The sequence below is a fragment of the Gilliamella sp. Lep-s35 genome, assembly GCF_009795845.1.
Classification (GTDB): Bacteria; Pseudomonadota; Gammaproteobacteria; order Enterobacterales; family Orbaceae; genus Gilliamella.
In genome coordinates, this window is sequence record NZ_WTEX01000012.1 from 21,878 (window position 1) to 46,420 (window position 24,543).

Annotated in this window: 17 protein-coding genes, 1 tRNA gene and 2 pseudogenes; 5 read left to right on the forward strand and 15 right to left on the reverse strand. The window is 35.2% G+C overall.

Features of this window, described 5'->3' with window-relative positions:
* Window positions 1-6: 6 nt before the first annotated feature.
* The 4 genes from add to GQ590_RS06850 form a co-directional block, all read right to left on the reverse strand.
* On the reverse strand, window positions 7-1,179 hold the full coding sequence (gene add, locus GQ590_RS06835; protein ID WP_160407592.1) for an adenosine deaminase: 1,173 nt from the start codon (window positions 1,177-1,179) through the stop codon (window positions 7-9).
* Window positions 1,180-1,474: 295 nt separating this feature from the next.
* Window positions 1,475-2,728, reverse strand: a complete 1,254-nt coding sequence (locus GQ590_RS06840) for a nucleoside permease (RefSeq protein ID WP_160407594.1) — start codon at window positions 2,726-2,728, stop codon at window positions 1,475-1,477.
* A 111-nt stretch (window positions 2,729-2,839) separates the two neighbouring features.
* Window positions 2,840-3,556, reverse strand: a complete 717-nt coding sequence (gene deoD / locus GQ590_RS06845) for a purine-nucleoside phosphorylase (RefSeq protein ID WP_160407596.1) — start codon at window positions 3,554-3,556, stop codon at window positions 2,840-2,842.
* Window positions 3,557-3,608: 52 nt separating this feature from the next.
* Window positions 3,609-4,838, reverse strand: a complete 1,230-nt coding sequence (locus GQ590_RS06850; RefSeq protein ID WP_160407598.1) for a phosphopentomutase — start codon at window positions 4,836-4,838, stop codon at window positions 3,609-3,611.
* 396 nt (window positions 4,839-5,234) lie between these two features.
* Here GQ590_RS06850 and murB point away from each other — a divergent pair, with 396 nt between their 5' ends.
* Genes murB through birA form a run of 3 tightly spaced genes read left to right on the forward strand, consistent with a single transcriptional unit; the run spans window position 5,235 to window position 8,375 of the window.
* Window positions 5,235-6,245, forward strand: coding sequence for a UDP-N-acetylmuramate dehydrogenase (gene murB, locus GQ590_RS06855; RefSeq protein WP_160407600.1), 1,011 nt, complete (start codon window positions 5,235-5,237; stop codon window positions 6,243-6,245).
* 59 nt (window positions 6,246-6,304) lie between these two features.
* Entirely contained in the window at window positions 6,305-7,447 is a 1,143-nt protein-coding gene (locus tag GQ590_RS06860) for an MFS transporter (protein WP_160407602.1), read from the forward strand.
* Complete coding sequence (gene birA / locus GQ590_RS06865; protein WP_160407604.1) at window positions 7,422-8,375, forward strand: bifunctional biotin--[acetyl-CoA-carboxylase] ligase/biotin operon repressor BirA; 954 nt, start codon at window positions 7,422-7,424, stop codon at window positions 8,373-8,375. Before GQ590_RS06860 ends, birA begins: the two co-directional genes overlap by 26 nt.
* 64 nt (window positions 8,376-8,439) lie before the next feature.
* On the opposite strand, the gene GQ590_RS06870 is transcribed toward birA, so the two are convergent.
* Both GQ590_RS06870 and GQ590_RS06875 read right to left on the reverse strand, forming a co-directional pair.
* Complete coding sequence (locus GQ590_RS06870; RefSeq protein ID WP_160407606.1) at window positions 8,440-10,785, reverse strand: heavy metal translocating P-type ATPase; 2,346 nt, start codon at window positions 10,783-10,785, stop codon at window positions 8,440-8,442.
* 138 nt (window positions 10,786-10,923) lie between these two features.
* Window positions 10,924-11,136, reverse strand: a pseudogene (locus GQ590_RS06875) (IS5/IS1182 family transposase); the annotation flags it as partial.
* A 455-nt stretch (window positions 11,137-11,591) separates the two neighbouring features.
* Between GQ590_RS06875 and GQ590_RS06880 the strand changes: the two are divergent.
* Window positions 11,592-11,667: transfer RNA gene (locus GQ590_RS06880), tRNA-Lys, on the forward strand.
* Between the two features lie 26 nt (window positions 11,668-11,693).
* Here the strand turns inward: GQ590_RS06880 and GQ590_RS12465 are convergent.
* From GQ590_RS12465 to GQ590_RS06925, 9 genes and pseudogenes are all read right to left on the reverse strand, one after another.
* Window positions 11,694-12,281 (reverse strand): annotated as a pseudogene (locus tag GQ590_RS12465) (site-specific integrase); the annotation flags it as partial.
* Window positions 12,282-12,412: 131 nt separating this feature from the next.
* Window positions 12,413-12,952 carry a methylated-DNA--[protein]-cysteine S-methyltransferase gene (locus GQ590_RS06890; RefSeq protein ID WP_160407612.1) on the reverse strand — a complete coding sequence of 180 codons (540 nt, stop codon included), beginning with the start codon at window positions 12,950-12,952 and terminating at the stop codon, window positions 12,413-12,415.
* Window positions 12,953-13,095: 143 nt separating this feature from the next.
* The gene (locus GQ590_RS06895) at window positions 13,096-13,863 is read right to left on the reverse strand and encodes a histidine phosphatase family protein (RefSeq protein ID WP_160407614.1); all 768 of its coding nucleotides are present in this window, start codon (window positions 13,861-13,863) and stop codon (window positions 13,096-13,098) included.
* Window positions 13,864-13,876: 13 nt separating this feature from the next.
* On the reverse strand, window positions 13,877-15,208 hold the full coding sequence (locus tag GQ590_RS06900) for an OprD family outer membrane porin (RefSeq protein ID WP_160407616.1): 1,332 nt from the start codon (window positions 15,206-15,208) through the stop codon (window positions 13,877-13,879).
* Window positions 15,209-15,424: 216 nt separating this feature from the next.
* Entirely contained in the window at window positions 15,425-16,816 is a 1,392-nt protein-coding gene (locus GQ590_RS06905) for a glycoside hydrolase family 1 protein (RefSeq protein WP_160407618.1), read from the reverse strand.
* A gap of 3 nt (window positions 16,817-16,819) precedes the next feature.
* Window positions 16,820-18,730: a beta-glucoside-specific PTS transporter subunit IIABC gene (locus GQ590_RS06910; RefSeq protein ID WP_160407620.1), complete on the reverse strand. Its 1,911-nt coding sequence runs from the start codon at window positions 18,728-18,730 to the stop codon at window positions 16,820-16,822.
* 193 nt (window positions 18,731-18,923) lie between these two features.
* Window positions 18,924-19,766: a BglG family transcription antiterminator LicT gene (gene licT / locus GQ590_RS06915; protein ID WP_160407622.1), complete on the reverse strand. Its 843-nt coding sequence runs from the start codon at window positions 19,764-19,766 to the stop codon at window positions 18,924-18,926.
* A 187-nt stretch (window positions 19,767-19,953) separates the two neighbouring features.
* A complete protein-coding gene (gene htpG / locus GQ590_RS06920; protein WP_160407624.1) occupies window positions 19,954-21,828 on the reverse strand; it encodes a molecular chaperone HtpG in 1,875 nt (624 codons plus the stop codon).
* Between the two features lie 303 nt (window positions 21,829-22,131).
* Window positions 22,132-23,493, reverse strand: coding sequence for a sodium-dependent transporter (locus tag GQ590_RS06925; protein WP_202112917.1), 1,362 nt, complete (start codon window positions 23,491-23,493; stop codon window positions 22,132-22,134).
* A gap of 230 nt (window positions 23,494-23,723) precedes the next feature.
* Between GQ590_RS06925 and ubiG the strand changes: the two genes are divergently transcribed.
* Complete coding sequence (gene ubiG, locus GQ590_RS06930; protein WP_160407627.1) at window positions 23,724-24,422, forward strand: bifunctional 2-polyprenyl-6-hydroxyphenol methylase/3-demethylubiquinol 3-O-methyltransferase UbiG; 699 nt, start codon at window positions 23,724-23,726, stop codon at window positions 24,420-24,422.
* The last annotated feature ends 121 nt before the right edge of the window (window positions 24,423-24,543 follow it).

A 24,543-nucleotide genomic window follows, 5' to 3' on the forward strand; every position in this document is an offset into this window, starting at 1 on the left:
ACTAAATTAGTTAATGGGTATGGTTAGTAATAATTTTTGATATTCTAAAAAGCGTTCAATAATTGCTAAATGATATCTTTTATCATTGATACACTTTTCTAACAACTGCTTATCAGCAGATGTAAAACAAGCAAGAACCTTTTTAATTAACTGGTTTTTAACTGAATTTTCAACAAATGCAGCTTGAATGCCGCACAGTGTGATATCAAGCAATTCTAATCGTGAAAATGCAAATATAGATTGAGCGATGTTATACTCTTTTTCTATATCAGTACCAAAAATCCCTGCATCATCGGTATTTAGTGTAATGCGCACACCTTGGTCATAAAGCTGCCTGATGGGATGCTGATAAATATCGCCATGCAGCTCATTAACTAAAATTCGATTGCTTGTTAAGGCAATTTCGAGGGTGATTTTTTTATCAATCAGTTCACGAATAAGTGTTTTGTCTTCAATAGCACGAATGCCGTGTCCAATTCTGTTTGCACCATGCTTAATGGCTTGAATAATACTTTGGGCTGAATCTATTTCGCCGGCGTGATACGATTTTTTTAGATTAAGCTCTGTAGCTAATTCATGGGCATCTTTAAAATCATCAAAATGACCTGCTTTTTCATTACCAGCGATATTAAAACCAGTAATAAATGGGTGAGGATTATTTTCAATGAATCGCAATGTATTATAAACCACGTCCGCACCAAGATGCCTCACACCAATGACATGATAACGTACGGTAATATCATATTGCTTACGAACGTCAATAATTGCCTTATCCATCTGCTTTAGTGTTTGCTGAAATCTATCTTGATTCCAAACAACGTGCCCATCATGGGATTGTGTTGCACAGATATGAAAAGGGGATATAAACAGCTCGCAATAAATCAATCCTTGTTTAGCATTTCTATTAAGAAAATCGTAAGTAATTAAATAATAATCCTCTGGATTTTTTAGAAAGCTAGAAACAATATCATATGTTTTGATAAATTCTTCAAATTTAGATTCGTCATATGAATATCTACCATTTTTATACTCATTAGTATCATATTGATCGGGCTGGTAACATAAACTTTTAGGGAATGGAATATTGTTTTTTTGAGCTAATTGGTGAGCCATCACAGGGGTAATACTTCCTTCAATGTGTTCATGTAATATGACTTTAGGTATTATTTGATTGTTCATTTGGCATTTAATTTATTTAAATGAGCTAACTGTGCTCTAGTAACAATGACATAAAAAATTTATTAAAAAGTTCAAAATAGCACACTAACATTATGAGCTATAACCTTAGTTAGTTTACCCTGATAAGGTATTTTTCTACTATTTATTTTGTATCACTTATTTATTTTTTGTGCGACAAATCATACTTTTTAACTTTAACAATTAAAGTTGGTTTGTTGATAACCCAAAAGGCAACAACCGATATTGTTGCCTTTATATTGGTAGTGTTAAATTTAACCTACCACACAATAATTGATTAATTAATGATTTGAGTGGCTTTTTCGTTAGAATTTTCGTTTTTAAATATCAACGCAAATACGACGGCTAAAATCAAAGAATAGCCAGCAAAAATAAGCCAAACTGTTTGCCAGTCAGTAACGTTTTCAATCGTATAATATTCGACTACATAGCCACTGCTTACCGAACCTAAATAAGCGCCAATCCCATTAGTCATCATCATAAATAGACCTTGGGCACTATTACGAATATTAGGGGAAACAGTTTTATCAACATACATTGAACCAGATATATTATAAAAGTCGAAAGCACAACCATAAACAATCATTGAAAGAAGAAGCAATACAAAACCGAAAGGAGACGGGTCACCATAAGCAAATAGGCCAAAACGAGCAACCCAAGCTAGCATACTAATTAACATCACATATTTAATGCCAAGGCGTTTCATAAAGAATGGAACGAATAGAATAAATACCACTTCTGAAATTTGAGAAATTGACAACAATACTGATGGATACTGAACAGCGAAGCTATTTGCATATTCAGGAATGTCTTCAAATGAACGAATAAAAGGATTACCAAAAGTATTAGTGATTTGTAAAATACCGCCAAGTAATATTGCAAATAAGAAAAAGATAGCCATTCTTGGTTGTTTAAATAAAACAAACGCATCTAACCCTAAAGAAGTTATAAGTGATTTTTTTTCTGATTTTCCTTGAGAAGTTGAAATGAATGGTAACGTAAGGGTATATAGGCTAAGTAAAATAGAAATTAATCCAGCAATATATAGTTGCATATTACTTAATTCTAATTTTAAAAAGCTTACTAGCCACATAGCAACGATAAATCCAATTGTGCCAAATATTCTTATGCTTGGAAATTGTGTAATAACATCTAAGCCTTGCGATTCCAAGCAAGAGTAAGAGATAGAGTTGGAAATTGCAATGGTTGGCATAAAGGCTAAACAATGAATTAGCATAATAATAAACATTATAAAAGGTGATGTTATTGAAGCTGCTATAAATAGTGTAGCTGCACCGATCAAATGACAAATCATATATAAGCGGTTAGCAGGTATCCATCTATCCGCTACGACGCCGAGTAAACCAGGCATAAATAGCGATGCTATGCCCATTGTTCCATATATAGAACCGACAGCAGTACCGCTAAATTTTAAGGTTCCCATCATATAAGAACCGAGGGTAATAAGCCAACTTCCCCATATAAAAAATTGTAGAAAAAATATTGCTTTAAGTTGTATCTTGGTGTTCATTTTGTTTCCTTATTAAACAAGATCTTTATAACCTATTACACATAAATAAAAATTTTGTATCACTATCAATATTGATAAGTTAAAAAAAAATGGCAGTTATTCTGCCATTTTTTAGTTCTGATTTAATAAAACAGATTCCAACGCGACGGTGATCATATCTTTAAAGCCTAGTTGTCGCTCTTGTGCTGACATGGCTTCGTTTTTGCGGATATGGTCTGAAACCGTACAAATAGCCAGTGCTTTTGCGCCATATTCTGCAGCTACGCCATAAATGCCGGCAGCTTCCATTTCAACACCTAAAATATTGTATTTTTCCATCACATCAAACATATCAGGCTCAACACTATAAAAAAGATCGGCAGAAAATAGATTACCTACTTTAACATTTACACCTAATTTTTTAGCAGCATTAACAGCATTACAAGTAAGATCAAAATCGGCAATAGCTGCGAAATCATGATCTTTAAAACGTAAGCGGTTGACTTTTGAATCGGTACAAGCGCCCATGCCAATAATAATGTCGCCAAGGTTTACATTTGGACTTATAGCGCCACATGAACCAACACGGATGATGTTTTCAATACCGTAAAATTTAACTAGCTCGGTTGCATAAATAGAGCAAGATGGAATGCCCATACCATGCCCCATAACTGAAACTTTTTGTCCTTTGTAATAACCAGTAAAACCTAACATAGATCTTACATTAGTGACTTCTTGGGCGTTTTCTAAAAATGTTTCTGCAATAAATTTTGCTCGAAGTGGATCTCCAGGCATTAAAACGGTTTTTGCAAACGCATTATCAACGGCATTAATATGTGGGGTAGACATTAACCTCTCCTGATATTTGTTTCTAAATTAATGTTATTTAAACTTAAATTACTTATTTTTTTATAAACGATTTACCGTAATCCATTGGCGATAAATCAAAATAATCAGCAACGCTTTGCCCAATATCGGCAAATGTTTCTCGATGTCCTAAAGAACCCACAGGTACACCGTCACCATAAACAATGACAGGAATATGTTCACGAGTATGATCAGTACCTGCCCAAGTAGGATCGCAACCATGATCGGCACTAATAATAAGCAGATCTCCAGGCTGAATTAACGCTAACATTTCAGGTAGACGACTATCAAAATACTCTAATGCGGCGGCATAACCCGAAACATCACGACGATGACCATAAGACGAGTCAAAGTCAACAAAATTGGTAAAAACAATAGTATTATCTTTAGCTTGTTTTATTTCCTCGAGTGAGGCATCGAAAAGCGCTTCAAGGCCAGTTGCTTTAATTTTTTTGGTGATGCCAACGTGTGCATAAATATCGGCAATTTTACCCACTGATACTACCGTACCGTTTTTTTCATCAACTAATTTCTTAATCACGGTTGGCGCAGGTGGTTCAACGGCAAGATCGTGACGGTTACCAGTTCGTACAAATTCGCCTGCTTTTTTGCCAATAAATGGCCTTGCAATAACACGTCCAATATTGTAATTGCCTTTATTTAGCTCATCACGAGCAATTTCGCAAATTTCATAAAGCCTATCTAGGCCAAAAGTCTCTTCGTGGCAGGCAATTTGGAATACTGAATCAGCAGACGTGTAGAAAATAGGTTTATTAGAAGCCATATGCTCTTCACCAAGTTCATCAAGGATAATGGTTCCAGATGAATGGCAATTACCAAGATAACCAGGGAGTTTTGCGCGGGTAACAATTTTATCTAAAAGATCTTGAGGAAAGCTATTTGTAGTATTAGTAAAATACCCCCAGTCAAAAAGTACTGGTACACCAGCAATTTCCCAGTGTCCTGAAGGTGTATCTTTACCAGAAGATATTTCGCTAGCATAACCATATGAGCCAATAATTTTACCTTCAGTTTGCATGCCTTTAGGGTAATTACCTGATGATTCATACGCTGCTTCGATTAAGCCTAATTGACCTAAATTTGGTAATTTTAATGGTCCACTTCGTCCTTGTTCAGCCTTACCTAATGCACAAGCCTCGGCAATATGTCCCAAAGTGTTAGCCCCTTCATCGCCATATTTTTTTGCATCTTCAGCACCGCCGATCCCAAACGAATCTAGGATCATAATAAAAACTCTTTTCATAATACCCTCTAACTGATAAACAATACTTAAATCGAGTTCAATAAATATAATCAATCACAGCCAATTAAATACCGATGATTATTTTGGTGCTAACAATAAATCGGTCTAACAATAATTTATAAAACATGACCCGACTAGCTATAATACATAATAACAAAAAACAAAAAATATTTAAGCATTGCTTTATCGAATATTTGATTAATTAACGTGATGAATTTGATCTTACTCTCATTTTTATAAAAAAATCAAAAACATTCACAACTAAATAATTAATTAAATAACATTAGTCATGTGCTAATATAGAAACAAAATATAATAGATACCAAATCCCCAATAATAGATAAAATTGGTTTGCGCTTTGGTGTCTAATTTTTCAAAAAATAAAGGTAGTGATTAATGAAACAAAAAATTCCTAACACATTTGGTCTAACTGTTTTTGCTCAAAAAGTTATTACAGTCACAACAGTTGAACAATTACAACAAGTTTGGCAAGATAATATTCAAAATTATCCTATTATGATTATTGGCCAAGGCAGTAACACGCTATTTACATGTGATTTTGATGGTATTGTGATTGTTAATCGCATCAAAGGTATAACCATTACCGAAACAGAACAAGCATGGCATTTAAAAGTAGGGGCTGGCGAAATTTGGCACGATGTCGTATCACAAACAATTGAACAAAATATATCAGGGCTTGAAAACCTTGCTTTAATTCCTGGTTGTGTAGGTTCTGCGCCTATTCAAAATATTGGTGCTTATGGGGTTGAATTTGAAAAAGTAGCCGATTATGTAGAACTGCTCGAATTTGCCACAGGAAACATTATTACTGTCACAGATGGTCAATATGGTTATCGTGAAAGTGTCTTTAAAAAAACGTATTTACAAGGTTATGCCGTTGTCAATGTGGGCATTAAATTACCCAAACAGTGGCATCCAGTTTTAACTTACGGCGAATTACGAAACTTTGACCGTCAAACAGTCACCACAAAAATGGTTTTTGATAAAGTGTGTGAAATCCGCCGTAGCAAGTTACCCGATCCCAAAGTACTTGGTAATGGTGGTAGCTTTTTTAAAAACCCAGTGGTCGATAAAATTGTTGCTGATAAGTTACTTGAAATTTACCCAACCATGCCAATATATCCACAAGCTAATGAGAAAACCAAATTAGCCGCAGGTTGGCTTATTGAACAGTGTGGCTTAAAAGGCTATCAAATAGGTGGAGCAGCCGTGCATCAACAACAAGCATTGGTTTTAGTTAATAAAAATCAAGCCACAGCGCAAGATGTAGTTGAACTAGCGCGTTATATTAAAAAATGCGTAGCACAAAAATTCTTGGTGAATTTATCACCAGAAATCCGATTTATTGGCAATCAGGGCGAAATTAACGCAGACAGTTATTTATAATTAGCACCAAATTATAATTGCCCGCTAATCATAGCTCATAAATTATATGCGATAACATTATGAAACATTCGTACTCATTTCCTATTTTATTAACCAGTTTACTCTTTGTGACTATCTCGTTGTCGGCATTAAACACACAAGTACCATTGTGGTTGGTGCGTAATGAGTTTTCGCTTGGGCAAATTGGGCTTGTAGGATCAAGTTATTTTACAGGTAACTTGATTGGTACTATTTTTGCCAATTGGTTTATTAATAAATTCAATGCGCGTCACACTTATACCTATAGTTGTATTATTTTTGCAGTAGCAACAATTGGGCTAGGTTTTTCAATGAATTTTTATAGTTGGATAATGTGGCGATTTTTTATTGGTATTGCTTGTGCTGTAACGTGGGTGGTTATTGAAAGTTGTATATTGTTAACAGGTCCAGTTCGTACGCGTGGAAAAATGCTTGCAATATATTTAACCACTTACTATTTAGGCACCGTTTTAGGGCAAGCTTTGTTGCAGTATTTTCCGCAAGATGTATTGTATTTTGGGTTAGTTATCGCGTTACTGATGGGGCTAGCAATTTTATTTATTTTGCTCACCCATTATAAATTGCCTAAAAGGAAAAAAAGCAGCTTTAATATTATGCCAATGATATTGAATAAACCTTCTCGATTAGGTTTAACTGGTTGCGTAATTGCCGGTATGCTAATTGGATCATTATATTCGCTTTTACCAGCTTATTATTCACACTTAGGTTATAGTGATATTCAAGTTGCAAATTGGATGATATTACTGATTTTATCAGGCGTCATTGCACAAATGCCTGCTAATTGGTGTGCAGATAAATTTGGACGGCAACGTGTATTATTAATTGAATCGTTACTAATGTTAATTGCATGTATTATGCTAATATTCAATTGGTTTGATGCATTAGCAATTATCTTATTAGGTGCAACCATTTACACCATTTACCCAATATCTATGGCTTGGGCATGTTCGTGCGTTAAAAAACAAGATATCGTTGCCATGAATCAAGCCATGCTATTAACTAATACTTTAGGCAGTTTAATTGCACCGGCTGTGATCGCCTTTATTATGGATAAAATGAATAATGCTTATTTATTTGTCAGCTTTGCTATAATCTCGTTATACTTCATTATGCTGTTAATTAAAAAAAGAGGAACGGATGCGCAACCACAACAATCCACTTAAATTAATTGAAATACTTGCAGATGGCAAATACCATTCGGGCGAAGAATTAGCAGTAATATTTGGCATAACACGCGCAGGCATCAATAAATACATTAAACAACTGCGTGAGTGGGGGCTAGAGTTATCATCTGTACAAGGCAAAGGTTATTGCTTGTCAGCTCCGCTTGATTTGCTAAGTAAAAACAAAATTGATCTACACTACCAATCCGATAGCCACTGTGAAATATTACCGATTATCGACTCGACTAACCAATATCTACTGGAACGAATTGGTCAATTAACATCGGGCGATTGTTGTGTTGCCGAATTTCAATCAAAAGCCAGAGGGCGAAGAGGGCGGAAATGGTTTTCACCTTTTGGTAGTAATTTATACTTTTCTATGTATTGGAAATTAGAACAAGGTGTGGCAGCGGCAATGGGGCTGAGTTTAGTGGTCGGAATTGTGCTTGCCGATACCTTGCGTGCATTATCAGGTCAAGATATTAAAGTTAAATGGCCAAATGATCTTTATCTTAATGACCAAAAGTTAGCTGGTATATTAGTTGAACTTGCGGGTAAAACTGGCGACTGTGCCCATGTTGTGATTGGTATCGGTGTTAATTTAGTCATGACTAATCCTGATACCAACATTGTTAATCAAAAATGGGCCAATTTAGGTAAAGTTGATCGCAATTTACTCGTTGCTCAAGTAGCTAAAACTTTAAAAAGTAAATTAATCGAGTTTGAACAACACGGTTTAACGCCATTTATTAACGATTGGCACAGACTTGATAACTTTGCTAATCGCCCAGTAAAGTTATTAATTGGCGATAATATTATTCGCGGAATAGCAAAAGGCATAAATGATCAAGGTGCCTTATTACTAGAACAAAATGGCAAAATTAATGCCCATATTGGTGGCGAAATATCACTAAGAATGGATGACTAATAATCCAAAATCATTAAAAACTATTCCGCTTATCACAAGCGGAATAGGCTAGTTAAACTACTTTTTAACTTTTATTTTTAAATTTCAAAACTCGAAGGGCATTAGCCGTAACAATTGCCGTTGTACCTGAATCAGCTAACACGGCCAACCACAGCCCAGTAAAACCAAATAAACTGGTGATTAAAAATACTAATTTAACCCCTAACGCAATTGTAATATTTTGTTTAATATTATAAGAAGCAAAGCGTGTTAAACCAATTAACTTAGGCAAACTTAACAAGCTATTTTGGGTTAGTGCGGCATCAGCAGCTTCTAGTGCAACATCAGTACCGCTCCCCATAGCAATACCTACGCTTGCGGCTTTCATAGCAGGCGAATCATTAATTCCATCGCCGACCATTGCAATAGCGGTTGTATTACGGATTTTTTCAATCTCTACTAATTTATCTGCTGGTAACAGTTCGGCTCGGTAATCGATGTTGAGCTGTTTTGCTATCTGTTTTGCTGCACGTTCATTATCCCCTGTAAGCATTAGGGTTTTTAAACCAAATTGATGTAATTGATTGATTGCTGTTATGGCATCAGCACGGAGCACATCTTGTAAAGCGATAATTCCCAATAATTTTTGGTCAGTTACTACTGCTTGGTCAGTTACTACTACAATGACCGTTTTCCCTGCGCTTTCTAGTTGACTAATTATTTTTACCTGTTCATCGGTTAATTGCATCGAAATAGTTGATATTTTATTGGGTGAGACAATATAAAAAATTTGCTGATTTATTTCACCTTGTATTCCAACCCCTGCAATTGTTTTACGATTATTGGCTTCGACAAACGGAATTTTGTTTTGCTTAACATAATCAACAATAGCTTTAGCTAAAGGATGATGTGAACCACTTTCTATTGCTGCCACAATGGCAAGTAACGCTTCTGTTGAGATTACATTTTGATTAATAATATCGGTAATCTGTGGTTTGCCTTCAGTTAACGTACCTGTCTTATCAAACGCAATTAATTTCACTAAGCCAATATGCTCTAACGCTGCGCCTCCCTTAATTAACACGCCTTGCTTTGCTGCATTAGACAATGCTGAGGTTATCACCGCAGGGGTTGATATCACTAGTGCGCAAGGGCAACCAATTAATAACAATGTCAAACCACGATAAAACCAAGTATACCAATCAGCATTAAACAGCACAGGTGGCACAACTATCACCAATAGTGCAAGCAAGGCAATTGCGGGTGTATAATAGCGGCTAAACTTATCTATAAAACGCTCAATCGGTGCTTTGCGATCTTCGGCGTCCTCAATTAGCTGTAAAATACGATCAACGGCATTTTGCCCAACTTCAGAAACTACTTTAAGTTCAATGGTATTATCAACCACGAGCGATCCTGCCAAAATTTTATCACCTGAAAGGTAATTTACGGGGATCGACTCGCCTGTTAAAGCGCTTTCATCAATATTGGCTTGCTCGCTTATTAAAATTACATCAGCAGGCAAACGTCCTCCTGCTGAAATTTCGATAATATCACCTGGTTTCAAACTACGGCTAGCAATGGTTTTTCGTTTACCGTCAATAATTATTACTGTTTCTTCAGGCATCAGCTTGGCAAGTGACGAGATCCCCTGCCTAGCCTTACTTGTTGCAACACCTTCTAGCATTTCGCCAATCATAAATAAAAATATAACCATGGTCGCTTCTTCGGCGGCACCAATAAATAAAGCACCAATAGCCGAAATACTCATTAACGACTCGATAGCAAAAGGGGTGCCACTACGCGCTAAAATTAGCGCCTCTTTTAAAATTGGAATTAACCCAATAATGGCCGTTACCATAAAAGCATATTCGCCAGCTGTTTTATTCAACAACAAAAGCAGATAACTCACTACAATCAAGCCACCTAACACCGCTAAAGGAATAAGCGCTTTTTTATCAAAACCATGAGTATGCTCATGATGAGTATGTTCGGGAGTGGATTGAAAAATAGGGGTATAACCTAATTCGATGACTTTATCTTCAATCAATTTAATGGTTTTTTCATTCTTTTGCGGAACCAAAACCACTAATTTTTGGGTAGAAAAAATAATTTTAGTTTCGCCAATATTTGGCAACGTTTTTAGTCCGTTTTCAATTTTTTGTGCACAGTGCGCACAATCCATGCCTTTTATTTTCCATATTAATTTAGTTTGTGAGCTTTGCCTGTCTGGATCATCGGGGGAATCATCACACTGATTTTTTTTTGCTGCTGTATGGCAATCTCCACCACAGCTAGGGATTGAGTCTTGATGACAACTTAGATCATGAGATAAATGTGCATGATTATGCGCCATATTTTTACAGTCACAATGACAACCTTTATCTTCATGATGGTGATCATGATTCACAGATTTGTTATTGTATAACATAACATTACCTTGATATAGGGGTGATTTTGATTGTACGCTAAAAAACAGAAAAAGAAATCATTTTGTTTATTGCATGATGCAAAAATAAAATAAATGGCAATAAAAATAAAAAAGAAAACATAACGGTAACTATCTCTTAAAATAACCTGCATTAAGATCGACACCAACTGGATTAAAACCAAACTGCTCTAACTGGCGTTTTAATCGAGCCATATAAGGCTCGGAATCATGGACATTTTCGGCTGTGACATAGGTATTGGTTATTAAATTATGTTTGCCATCAACCATTCGGCGATCTAAGTAGAAGAACCCTTTAGGCTTGCCTTCCCTATGCATAAAGCCACTGTTCGGAACTTCTTCCGGAAGACCGTTATTAGGACAATAAAGTGGCGCTAGCGCTTCTCGAATAAACTCAAAATCAATGACTTTGCTATTTTACGAACAAGGTGATTTTGAGGGGCAAGCACATCTAACGAAATTTGCTCTATTTTTTCTGGTGTCGCTCGAGTTGGTTTTTTTAGTATAGAAGAATTCCTTTTATAATGGACTCTTCTCTATTAACTCAAAGAACTCACAAAAAGCGAGTTCTTTGTCATCAATCTGAGCCCACACCAAGTGAAGCTATTTATTGGTTTATTTTGCCGGTTATTTTTGTAAAAAATATTCAGGATTCTATACCGTTTGGGGATTATTTTTATCATGAACTCCAAACACGCTGCGTTTTTCTACATATCAACAAATAAAATGAAATTGATAATTTGCATTATTGATTAAATTCATATATAATACTACAACAGTATTTAAATGGGTTGTTAGCTCAGTCGGTAGAGCAGTTGACTCTTAATCAATTGGTCGCGGGTTCGATCCCCTCACAACCCACCATTTAAAACCATGATTTTAAATGGTTTTTAAGAATTTCTTGCAATCTTATTTAATGTGTCAATCGTACTTTGTGCCGTAAATGTGACATTGTTTGCAAAATTTAACATATGATCTGCGTTCAAGTGAGCGTACTTATTCACCATCTCTAACGTCCCCCATCCGCCAAGATTTTTTAACGTATAGAGTGGTGTACCCGCTTGAACGTGCCAACTTGCCCACGTATGTCTTAAGTCATGAAAATGAAAATTATCAATTCCTGATAATTGACAAGCTTGTTTAAAGTCTCTTCGATCAATGTCGTAAACTCGCTTATTAGTTGAACGAGTAAACACTTATTCACATTTATTTCTAAATTTTAACTTACGTATTAATTCAACAGCGTCATGATTTAATAATAAAGCTCTTGCTTTTCCTGACTTTGCGTTTTCGTTAGTAACAGTTGCTACACGATTAACAAGATCAACATTGTGCCACGTTAGTGTAAATATCTCACTCATGCGTGCACCAGTTGATAGCGCAAAAAAACAAACATCTTTCATCCATTGAAGCCTTAAATTCTGGATGAGTAAACTTGCTTTTTCTCTTGTTATCCACTTAACACGAACCTTTGGCTCTTTAGCTGTAGTAACTCAAACTTAATCTGACATACACTTATTACTTATTGCATATGAATTTATTAAGTATATTTAACAAAAGATTGTAGCTGTAAATATCATTTTATTAAGTTGTTGATTTTATTTTTATATCAAAGCGCAGTTCCTTTTGTTGGGATAATAAGTTGGGTTGTATTGACCTCTTCGTGTTGTAGTAATTGGATTTTTTTATCTATACCCCCAGCATAACCTGTTAAATTACCGTTCGCACCAATAACTCGGTGGCAAGGAATGATAATGGATATTGGATTATGCCCAACCGCGCCGCCCACCGCTTGGCTAGACATGCTTGTTTTGTTTGTTTTTAGTGCGATCTGTTTGGCAATATCGCCGTAGGTAATGACTTCGCCATAAGGGATTTTATATAACACTTCCCAGACTAATTGTCGAAAAGGCGTGCCATTTGGCGCAAGCTCTAATTGGTATGGATTCGGTCTTTTTCCTGAAAAATAATCATCAAGCCATTTTTTGGTCGAGTTAAAAATAGCTAAATTAGGTTTTTCTTCTGTTTTAGTGTTAATTGTATGAGCAAAATATTTTTCACCTTCAATCCAAGCGCCAACGAGCTTATTGTGTTGGCTAGCTAGGGTAATTAAGCCTATTGGGGATGAATAGTTGCATAAATAAAACATACTTACCTTTTAATGCGTATGATAAAGCGATGCAAAATTATGCTTGTTTATGATGATAATTACCATCAATTTATTGATTAATATTTCGTATAAATACGGGAAAGTGAGGAATATGGCCCGTTGCTGAGCCATATATTTTTAGATTATTTAGATTGATTTTTGCCATTTTCGACATAACTCATATCACCTAAACTTTCGACAATGAATTTTCCATCATCTGTATAATGAATTTTGGTAACACTTGCATTACCAAGTCCTTCTGTAACTGGTTTATCTAACCACTCTTCAACCATTGCCATGATAGCCATGCCATGTGATACCACTAAAACATTACCACCACCTTGTGCTTTTGCTGATTCGGCAATCGCTTTTAACGAGGCTTGCATGCGCGTTTTTACTTTATTGTAATCTTCAGCTTCGCCTGACTTTTCGACAGCCGCGATAGCATCCATCATTTTTTTAAGGTTAATGTTTCTTTTTGAAAAATCAGCCATTAGTTCTTTGTCAGAAGCATAACCTAAGTGCTGTGCAGCAGGAGTCCACATGTTTGGATCAAGATCGCCTTCATATTCACCAAAACAAGTTTCGCGCAAGCCGTCCATTTCGTTGATATTAATCGTTGTATCGCCTTTTGATTCTAAAACAATACGAGCGGTTTGTCGTGCTCGTCCTAAGTCGCTTGAATAAGCGGCGATAAATTTGACATCTTTTAAACCACGACCAAGTTGCTGGGCAACTTCAACACCAGGTTTGGTGAGCGGTGTATCTGACCAACCTTGAGCTCGATGTACATTGTTAAACATCGTTTTGCCATGTCTAGTGACGTAAAGGTATACATCATCAGCAAAAGCTTGTGATACGGTTGAGATAGCGATAATTAATGAGCTGATTAATATAATAAATTTTTTCATGTTGTGTCCTTATTTATAACAAGTTAAATCGATAATCAATTACTGTTTCTGCTGAAAGTGTTGGTGAACGTTGCGCTTTTCCATGTTTATCGAGTTTTGGCGTAATATCTGATGCACTAATCGTTTTATAAGACCAACCATAGCCTAATTTAGATAAAATTGATAGGTTTTTAAATGTTCCACTAGTTGGTTTCCATATGTTAAAAACGTTTATTTCACCATTTTTTAATGTGTCATGTTTGTAGTTAAATTCACCATAGTTCATATATAATCCAGTGCTGTTATCTTTGACAAAGTCGTAAGTCAATACACTGGTAAAGACAAGTTCACCATCACGCATATAATCTGCGCCTGCTGCGGCTAATCCATTAAATCGGCCTCGGGTATTTTTACCTAAATGTCGATTATAATATCCGATAGCGTTATGTTTGTTGGCATCAGTGTAAGCAAGACCAAATTTCATACTCCAGTCTTCTTCTTTCCATTCGATATCGGTTGCATAGTGCCATGCGTGATCTTCAAACTCTTTTTTGTTTTGTTTCATGGCATCATAATTATCAAGCGCATAACTTCCGTAAAATTGCCCACCCAAGATTAATTTTTGTGTTGGTTTATAAGATAACTCAATTACATGGCGTTTTAGGTAATCTTTAGCAACACCATAGGCGTAATCTAAAGTAAGATCTTTATCTTTATAGGCGATTTCTGCCGTTGATATATTATCAATGACTTTTTTACGGTCGGCCGTTAAAAAATGCAATTTTTTAGCTGATTCGCGGGGTAGGGTGCTATCGATATAAGCTAGTGAAAAATAGACATTATCATATTTTAGCGTGCCACTATAACCAAGATAACTATTGCGAGTAAGGTGTTTAGATGAGCTTATTATTCCGAAATCTTTTAAACTATGCCAGCCCGCTTTACCGTTGAAATTGATGGCCTGATTACCAACTTTAATTTTGGCATAGCGTTGGGTAAATTTATTAAAGCCGTGAGCGTTGTGTTTGTTATAACCTTTGCCATCGTTATAAAGTAGGTTTCGAGTCGCAAAGTAATCACTGGCACCTAGTTTTATTATGTTGTCATAGGTGACATCAAAACCAATCGTATCAAATAAGTAGCCTGATTTGTAATCAAAGCTAAATGCTTGCCCCCAAGCACTGTGTACTTCTTTAGGTTGGGATGCGTTTTCTTTTAAATATTTCCAATGATTACGAGTAGAAAAATCAAGTTTAGAATCTTTAATAAATGTATTATCTAAAAATGAGTTATAAGTAATTTCATTTGCTAGCGTTGAATAGCTCGATAAGCTTATTAATATCAGTGTGAGATGTTTTATTTTCATTATGATTTATCCTATCATTTCGTTTTTACTTAAAAGCAGAAACGATCCTTAGTTTTAAAACTAATTTTCTAATTAGTGAATACAAAGGTGTTTTATTCATAATTAGATTAATTAAATTATTTATTTGTTATTGTTATGTACTCCTATTTCTACTTTTTCATTTTTAATAAAAAAAGGGAAAAATAATTTGTATTATTTTTCCCTTAAATTATTTTACTATTTTAAATTTTCACCCTTAGATGAAATGACCGATTGATACCAATAAAAGCTTTTCTTTTTATAGCGATTTAATGTGCCAGAACCATCTTGGTTTAGGTCAACATATATAAAGCCATAACGTTTGGTTACTTCGGCTTTTGATGCACTGATAAGGTCGATTGGTCCCCAGCTTGTATAACCCATAACTTCAACACCATCGTTAATGGCTTCTCGGATTTGTACTAGATGATCATTCATATAGTTAATACGGTAATCGTCATTAATTGTGCCATCTGCTTCTAGTTTATCTTTAGCGCCAAGTCCATTTTCGACAATAAATAATGGTTTTTGATAACGTTCATAAAGTAAATTAAGTAGGTAACGGATCCCAATAGGGTCGATCTGCCATCCCCATTCTGATGCTTTAAGATAAGGGTTAGGCACCATATCTAAAATATTACCTTTAGTTTTTTGAGATTCATCAGAAGTTGCGCAGCAACTCATGTAATAACTGAATGAAACAAAGTCGACAGTTTCTTTTAGATCGTGTTTATCTTGTTCAGTAATTTCTAGTTTGATGTTATGTTCTTTGAAGAATCGATTCATATAGGTTGGGTAATAACCACGCACTTGCACATCACCAAAGAATAACCAACCATGGTTTTCGTTATGCGCAGCCCAAACATCTTCAGGTTTTGGTGTTAATGGGTAGGCGACAGCACCTAATAACATATTACCGATCTTGGCATCAGGAATCATGTCATGACATAGTTTGACAGCTCGGCTACTGGCAACAAGTTGATGATGAATTGCTTGATAGATTTGTTGTTTTGTGCTGTTTCTATCTAATCCGACACCAGTGAATGGTTCGTGTAATGACATGTTGATTTCGTTAAATGTTAACCAATATTTAACTTTATTTTTATAACGTTCAAATACGGTTTTTGCGTAATGAGTAAAAAATTCAATGACTTTACGATTACCCCAACCACCATATTGTGTGACTAATGAATAGGGCATTTCATAATGCGATAACGTCACTAATGGTGTGATGTTTTGTTTTGCCATTTCGTCAAATAACTTATCATAAAAAGCTAAACCATCTTCGTTTGGTTGCTGTTCATCACCATTAGGGAAAATTCGTGTCCAAGCAATCGATGTACGCAGGCATGTAAAGCCCATTTCGGCAAATAGGGCAATATCTTCTGGATAGCGATGGTAAAAATCAATCGCATTATCTTTTATGCCGGTAATATTATGTTTATTTCGATCAATAATATCGCCAAATAAGCCGTTTGGTGTGCAGTCTGAAGTGGATAACCCTTTTCCGCCTTTTTGATAAGCACCTTCAACTTGATTGGCGGCAATAGCTCCGCCCCAAAGAAAATCATTAGGAAATTGTGTTGACATGTTTTACTCCTTATTTTGAGATAACGCTAATAAAGCATCACCATTTTCAATCGTGTCTTGTTTAAAAATACATTCTATATCTTGATAATTATCAGTATTTGTTATGATTATCGGTGTGATTATTTCAAATCCAGCTTGCTTGATTGCATCGATGTCAAAACTCACTAATAAATCGCCTTTTTTAACTTTGCTACCCGTTTCTACATGAGCTTCGAAATGTTGACCATCCAATTTAACGGTATCAATACCAATATGGATAAGTATTTCAGCACCAGAATCAGTTTGAAAACCAATAGCGTGTTTTGTTCTAAACAGCGAAACAACTTCACCATCATCAGGTGCTAAAGCTTGGCCAATAGTTGGAATAATAGCAATACCTTTACCCATTAATTCGCTGGCAAATGTGGGGTCATTAACCTCGCTTAGTGGCGCTACCTTTCCTGTCATTGGGCTAAAAATAGTGACATTATTGGTATTTATTTGGTTGGTGGTGTTTTGGTTATTTGTTTGATTTTCAGAAATATCATTATTTGATATCATGCTAATTTTATCTTTTGGTATACCAAACAGATAAGTCGCGATTAAAGCAATAGCAAATGAGATAACACAGGCAAAAACAACTGCATAAAATTTATCATCAATGCCGTGTTCTGGTGATATTAATTGTAAAAAAGAGAAGACATTAATAAAACTGAAAGAGTAAATCACACTATGGTAGCAACCAATAATCGCACCACCAACAATTGCTGATAAACAACCAATAACAAATGGTCTTTTTAGGGGTAAGTTAATACCGTAAATAGCAGGTTCAGTTACGCCAAAAATACCAGACAGAACAGAAGAGCTTGCTAATGCTTTAAATTGTGGATCTTTTGCTCTTAGCATAACAGCAAATACGGCTCCAACTTGTGCAAATACCGCAGGGAACAATATTGGTAATAGAAAATCTTCATGATTTGTTGCTACATTGTTTAAGCAAAGCGGAACAAGTCCCCAATGAATGCCAAAAATTACCAGAACCTGCCAAAATGGCGCTAAAATCATCGATGCAATAACGGGATTAAGTGCATAGAGATATTTAACTCCAATCGCTATATAACCGCTACCATAAGTTACAGTAGGGCCAATAAGTGCAAAGGTTAATGGTACTGTAATAACAAAGCTAAGTAATGGTGCGATAAATTTTTTAAAAGAATCATGCATGATTTTATTAAAGTTTCGTTCTAGTAACGAATAAAACCACGCTGCTAAAATGATTGGAAATACAGATGAAGCATAAGGAATTAAGTCAATTGGAATACTAAATAAGTGTGTTTCTAGCAAAAACTTACCTTGCGGTATCATGTTACTAACACTAGGGTGAAGCAATGCTCCGCCAATTGCTAGTCCCATATAAGGGTTACCGCCAAATTTTTTAACGGCAGAAAAGCCTAGAATCATAGGTAAATAATAGAGTGGGGCGTCGGATATGGCGTCTAAAAAGTTAAAAGTTGAGGTGTTGCGCTGAACGACATCCATTGTTAGTAATAGCGCAAGTACTCCTTTTAAAATACCACCAGCTACCATAACGACTAACACAGGAATGAAAATATTTGAGACTAAGTCGATCAGTTTAGATAATATACTTGATTTTTTATTTGGTTGTGTATTTGTGTTGGTTGTTTCGTTTAGGTTCGTTAACTGCATAATGTCACTATAAACGTCAGCAACATGGTTACCAATTACAATTTGAAACTGTCCACTACTTTGTACAACGGTTATTATGCCTTTTTGCTTTTTTAACACTTCGGCATTTGCTTTAGTTTCATCCTTTAGTGCAAATCGTAAACGGGTTGCGCAGTGTACTAAGCTAATAATATTGTCCTTTCCGCCAACGAGCTGAATAATTGATTCAGCAAGTTCTTTGTTTTTCATACTTTATCCTTACTTTTTAACAAAAAAAAACCTAGATTCCCAACACAGTTTGGTATCTAGGTTTTGCTCGCAAAGTAAACGATTTTAACTTTGCAATAACAATCCAATTAATAGTTTGTCTAGATTAGCATAAATTAAAAAAAACAGATAAGACTTCCACAATAATGATCATCAAATTGTGATTTACTTCACATTATGAATTTTTAAGTTCAGTGCGTAGCCTTTCAATATGAATGGTTAAATAAAGGCTGTCATCATCAGAAAGCGGATGCTGATACTGTTGTATTAAATGCAGATCGATTTGTTTAGTACATAAATAGGCTTCTTGGTATTTTTGGCGGATAATTTCATATAACGAAGCATCTTGTTGTGTTTGCGATTGTTGATTTAATATACGGTGCGCAAAAAATTTTAAATGAGTAACAAAGCGTTGATAAGATAGGCAGCTTTCATCATATTCAAAGTTAAAATGGTATTTTACAATATTGAGTATTTCGCGCATGATGTTAGTCATATTAACAACATTAGGCATAGTACCATCAAGTTGCGCATTAATAATATGGAATGTAATAAAGCCTGCTTCGTCTTCCGGTAGTTCAATGGCTAAACGTTCTTTAATGACTGACAGAGCATATAAACCAATTTTAAACTCTTTAGGATAGAATTTTTTGATTTCCCACAAAAAACCATTAGGAATATCAAAGCCGTGCTTGTGGCGTTCAATCGCCGAATAAATATGGTCGGTTAATGAAATATAGATACTATCTTGCAAATTACCTTCAATAAACTGTTTTGCATGATTAACAATAATTTCGGATGTAGTTAATACCTCAAGAGGGATCTGAGAGAGTAACTCGGTAAATTTGGACAGTGTATCTTTGTTGTCTAGAAAAAATTGCTTTTCAATAAGATTGGGATCAATTAAATCGCCTTCGTGTTTTTTAAAACCAATACCACGACCAGTAACAATTAGCTCTTCCCCCTTTGTATCAAGGGTAACAACAACATTATTATTTAGTACTTTATGAACTTTCATTACGTTAAATCTAATTTTTAGATTAAACTATTATCAATCCCATTTAGAAAATAGAAAGCACAAATATAAAAAAGTGTGATAGGTATCAAACTTTTACCTGATAACTTATTTGAAAATTAATCAATATAGTAAAAAAAGCCCCGATTAGCTAAAGCGTATCGGGGCGGTGTTTGGCTGTTTAGCGTGATTATTGCGCTAACAATTTATTCATGGTTTGAATAAATTTGCTTGGGTCGCTTAATGAACCTTTTTCGGCAAGTAAAGCTTGATCAAGCAATAGTTCCACCCAATCGTTAAATGCGCTTTCATCTTGCGTATCGGCAATACGTTTAACTAATTTATGATCTGGATTGATTTCAAATGTATATTTGATTTCAGGCGCTTTTTGGCCTGCTGCTGCAAATAGTTTAGCCATTTGTGTGCTCATTTCGTCGGCAGCAGTGGTAACAATTGCTGGTGTGTCAGTTAAGCGATGCGTTAATTTGACCTCTTTTACTTTGTCGCCTAATGCAGTTTTAACTCGTTCAATAAATGGTTCAAGCTCTTTTTCAACTTGTTTTTGCTCTTCAGTATCTTGATCAGCCAGTTTTTCAATAGATTCATCTGATTTGCTGATTGATTGGAATTGCTTACCATCAAATTCGGTTAAATTACTCATCATCCATTCATCGATGCGATCAGATAATAATAATACTTCAATGCCTTTTTTGCGGAATAGCTCTAGGTGAGGGCTATTTTTAGCAGCACCATAGCTGTCGGCTGTGATGTAGTAGATCTTTTCTTGACCATCTTGCATACGGCTAATGTAATCTTCTAGTGATACTGTTTGTACATCGCTATCAGTGTGGGTTGAGGCAAAACGAAGTAATTTAGCAATCGCGTCACGGTTTGTAAAATCTTCACCCGTTCCTTCTTTTAACACTAAACCAAACTCACTCCAGAACTGTTGATATTGTTCTTTGTTGTCTTTAGCTAGTTTTTCTAGCATTTGTAACACACGTTTAGTGCATGCATTTCGTAAGCTTTGGGTGACTTTATTATCTTGTAAAATTTCGCGCGATACATTTAATGGTAGATCGTTTGAATCAATTAAGCCTTTAACAAAACGTAAATAGTTTGGCATAAATTGTTCAGCATCATCCATAATAAACACACGTTGTACATACAGTTTTAGACCATGTTTATTATCACGATTCCACATATCCCAAGGTGCTTTTGATGGGATATAAAGTAAACTTGTGTACTCTTGTTTACCTTCAACTCGGTTATGGCTCCAACTTAATGGATCGGCAAAATCGTGTGACAGGTGTTTATAAAATTCTTTGTATTCTTCGTCAGTCACTTCTGATTTACTACGTGTCCAAAGTGCTTGGGCTTTATTGACTTTTTCCCATTTAACTTCTTTGCTTTCTTCGTCAGTGGTTTGTACTTCAACAGGGAGCGAAATATGGTCAGAATATTTGCTAATAACAGAACGCAAACGCCAATCATCTAAAAATTCTTTTTCATCTTCTTTTAAGTGTAAAGTGATTTCGGTACCACGAGTTTCTTTATTATCGTCAGATATTGTATATTCACCTTCACCCGCTGATTCCCACATAACCGCTTCATCAGCTTTTGCAGTTGCTGCACGGGTTCTTACAGTGACTTTATCTGCAACAATAAATGCAGAATAAAAACCAACACCAAATTGACCAATTAATTGGCTATCTTTAGCCTGATCACTGCCAATAGATTCTAAAAATGCTTTTGTACCAGATTTGGCAATTGTACCTAGGTTTTCAATTACTTCATCACGCGTCATACCAATGCCATTATCAGCAATGGTTAGGGTACCAGCTTCTTTATTTGTTGAAATGCGCACACCAAGTTCGCCATTACCCGCGTATAAATCTGGGTTTTCTAACGCTTTAAAGCGAAGTTTGTCAGCAGCGTCAGATGCGTTTGAAATAAGTTCTCTTAAAAAAATCTCTTTATTTGAATATAAAGAGTGAATCATTAAATGTAGAATTTGTTTAACTTCGGATTGAAATCCACGAGTTTCAGTGCCTTGTTTACTCATTAACTAGTACCTCTATTATATTTAGTCATTCCAATCAATGCTAACAATAAAAATGATCTTGTTATAACAACTTTTATCATTTTGCACCACTTTTTGGCACATTCTAGTTAGCATTAACTGAATAAAATTAACATAATGGTTTGATTTATTGATGTATTGCTATATGGGAATGAAAAATGGAATTTCAATACAAATAGACAAATTTATTCATTGTTTGGTTGTTTTTTATTAAACATTAAATGGTAGGCAAAAAAGCCCTGATAACTCAAGGCTTTTATCTGAATTAAAAATTAACTTTAGTTTTTATAAAAATCCATAAACCAAAATGATGATTACCGCAACAGGAACAATATAACGCGTTAATACCGTCCAAACACTAAACCAAAAATCACTTAAATTTAATTCTTCACGGATACGTTTTTGATTCATCATCCAAGCACCAAATACCACAGTACCTAATCCAGTAAGTGGTAGCATTATTTTACTTGTTAAATAGTCTAATAATTCAAAAATATTTTTATCAAATAGTTTTATTCCAGCCCATTCATTAAATGCTAATAAACAAGCTATGCCTAAAGCCCAAATGACAAGGCTACTTGCTATTGTGGCTGATTTTCTTCCTAGTGGGGTTTTTTCTTCCAATAACTCAACCGTTGGTTCAAGTAATGAAATAGAAGAAGTTAATGCCGCAAAAGTTAGGAAAATAAAGAATACTACACCTAAAATAGTACCGCCAGCCATATTACCAAATGCAATAGGTAAAGTAACAAAAATAAGGCCAGGACCTTCACCAGGTTGTAAACCATTAGCAAAAACAAGTGGGAATATAGCCATGCCTGAAAACATTGCTACAATAACGTCTAAAATTACGACGGTACAAGCTGTAGATAGCAAATTGACATCTTTTCCAAGGTATGACCCATATGCCATCATAATTCCCATACCTAAAGATAGACTAAAGAATGCATGCCCTAAGGCTGCTAACATGGCAGTACCATTAATGGCCGAAAAGTCTGGTGTAAATAAAAATTTAAAGGCCTGAATAAAAGAGGGGCCACTCACATAGGCAGCATAACAAACTAATACTAATAATAAAATTCCCAGTCCAGGCATCATAATTTTACAGGCACGTTCTAAACCAGCACCAACCCCCATAGCAACAATAAAAGCGGTAACAGCCATAAACACGGTATGCCAAGTCAATAAATGGTTTACATTACCAAGGAAATTTTCAAAAATTTTCCCTGTAACGTCACCATTTGCACCTTCGAAAGAACCTTGTGCAGCTAAAACAATGTAATCAGTCGCCCATCCACCAATAACACTATAAAACGATAAAATTAAAAATGAACCTACTACACCTATAATACCCACCCAACGCCATGATCTAGAACGACCTTCTGAAGCGGCAACGTCTTCCATCGTGTGAATTGGATTTTTTTGCCCACGTCGACCAATTAACCATTCTAAAACTAAAATTGGTAACCCAATAACAAACATAAATAGCAAATAGGTTAGTACAAATGCAGAACCACCCATTTCGCCTGCCATATAAGGGAATTTCCAAATGTTACCTAACCCAACAGCAGAACCCGCTGCAGCTAGCATAAATCCCATGCGTGAACTCCACTGTGAGTGGCTTTTTTTCATAGTACCAGTACTCATTAATATTTTCCTTTAATCTCAATTAGTTTAATTCAGCGTTGTTGCAAAAATAGTACATTTTCATTAGTAAATTTTTAATCATGCCATGAAATAAGTTGATAAACAAGAATTCATTAACTTAATTAGTTATCTATATTCAAAAACGAGTCGAAATTTGACTACTGATTGATAAAAGTAAGCACATAGCATATAGTTAAACTCAGATTTTTAATAATATAAAAAGAGCAACTATGTCAAAAAATATTGATCTAAACGAAATCGACAAATTTTCACAACTTGCTACTGATTGGTGGAATCCCAATGGCAAATGTAAGCCACTGCATATAATCAATCCATTGCGAGTGGATTATATACAACAAAAATGCGGTTCGTTAACTAACCAAACTGTGTTAGATGTAGGGTGTGGTGGCGGAATTTTGTCTGAAAGCCTAGCTAAATTAGGGGCAAATGTTACCGCTATTGATCTTGCTGATGAGTCGCTTGCTGTCGCTAAAACGCATGCTAAGCAAAATGATCTTACAATTAATTATCAAAAGCAAACAGTTGAAGAACATGCACAGCAACACCCTGAGCATTATGATGTAATTACCTGTATGGAATTATTAGAGCATGTGCCAGATCCATTTTCAGTTATTCAAGCTTGCTCAGTATTACTTAAACCTAATGGAAAATTATTTTTATCAACCATTAATCGCAATCATAAAGCCAAATTATTGTTAATTTATGGGGCTGAATATATTGCTCGCTTAGTGCCTAAAGGTACGCACGACTTTAACCGTTTTATTCGCCCATCAGAATTAATGACACTTGTTGAACAAGCAAAATTAGATGTGGAAGATATTATTGGTATGGAGTATCACTTATTTAAAAATCAATTCAAGTTAAGTTCAAATGTTGATGTAAATTATATACTAATGGCAAAAAAATAAGATATGTTTAAAAATGTGATCTAACTCTCAATTTCGATATTTTATTCACTATTTTTTTTAAAATCCTCTATAATTTGGCATGTTACCGATAACAAGGATTTTTATTTTAGAGGACTATTTA

Coding starts and splice junctions, on each gene's coding strand:
- add (WP_160407592.1), bottom strand. CDS start 1,179: ATGAACAATCAAATAATACCTAAAGTCATATTACATGAACACATTGAA.
- GQ590_RS06840 (WP_160407594.1), bottom strand. CDS start 2,728: ATGAACACCAAGATACAACTTAAAGCAATATTTTTTCTACAATTTTTT.
- deoD (WP_160407596.1), bottom strand. CDS start 3,556: ATGTCTACCCCACATATTAATGCCGTTGATAATGCGTTTGCAAAAACC.
- GQ590_RS06850 (WP_160407598.1), bottom strand. CDS start 4,838: ATGAAAAGAGTTTTTATTATGATCCTAGATTCGTTTGGGATCGGCGGT.
- murB (WP_160407600.1), top strand. CDS start 5,235: ATGAAACAAAAAATTCCTAACACATTTGGTCTAACTGTTTTTGCTCAA.
- GQ590_RS06860 (WP_160407602.1), top strand. CDS start 6,305: ATGAAACATTCGTACTCATTTCCTATTTTATTAACCAGTTTACTCTTT.
- birA (WP_160407604.1), top strand. CDS start 7,422: ATGCGCAACCACAACAATCCACTTAAATTAATTGAAATACTTGCAGAT.
- GQ590_RS06870 (WP_160407606.1), bottom strand. CDS start 10,785: ATGTTATACAATAACAAATCTGTGAATCATGATCACCATCATGAAGAT.
- GQ590_RS06890 (WP_160407612.1), bottom strand. CDS start 12,952: ATGTTTTATTTATGCAACTATTCATCCCCAATAGGCTTAATTACCCTA.
- GQ590_RS06895 (WP_160407614.1), bottom strand. CDS start 13,863: ATGAAAAAATTTATTATATTAATCAGCTCATTAATTATCGCTATCTCA.
- GQ590_RS06900 (WP_160407616.1), bottom strand. CDS start 15,208: ATGAAAATAAAACATCTCACACTGATATTAATAAGCTTATCGAGCTAT.
- GQ590_RS06905 (WP_160407618.1), bottom strand. CDS start 16,816: ATGTCAACACAATTTCCTAATGATTTTCTTTGGGGCGGAGCTATTGCC.
- GQ590_RS06910 (WP_160407620.1), bottom strand. CDS start 18,730: ATGAAAAACAAAGAACTTGCTGAATCAATTATTCAGCTCGTTGGCGGA.
- licT (WP_160407622.1), bottom strand. CDS start 19,766: ATGAAAGTTCATAAAGTACTAAATAATAATGTTGTTGTTACCCTTGAT.
- htpG (WP_160407624.1), bottom strand. CDS start 21,828: ATGAGTAAACAAGGCACTGAAACTCGTGGATTTCAATCCGAAGTTAAA.
- GQ590_RS06925 (WP_202112917.1), bottom strand. CDS start 23,493: ATGAGTACTGGTACTATGAAAAAAAGCCACTCACAGTGGAGTTCACGC.
- ubiG (WP_160407627.1), top strand. CDS start 23,724: ATGTCAAAAAATATTGATCTAAACGAAATCGACAAATTTTCACAACTT.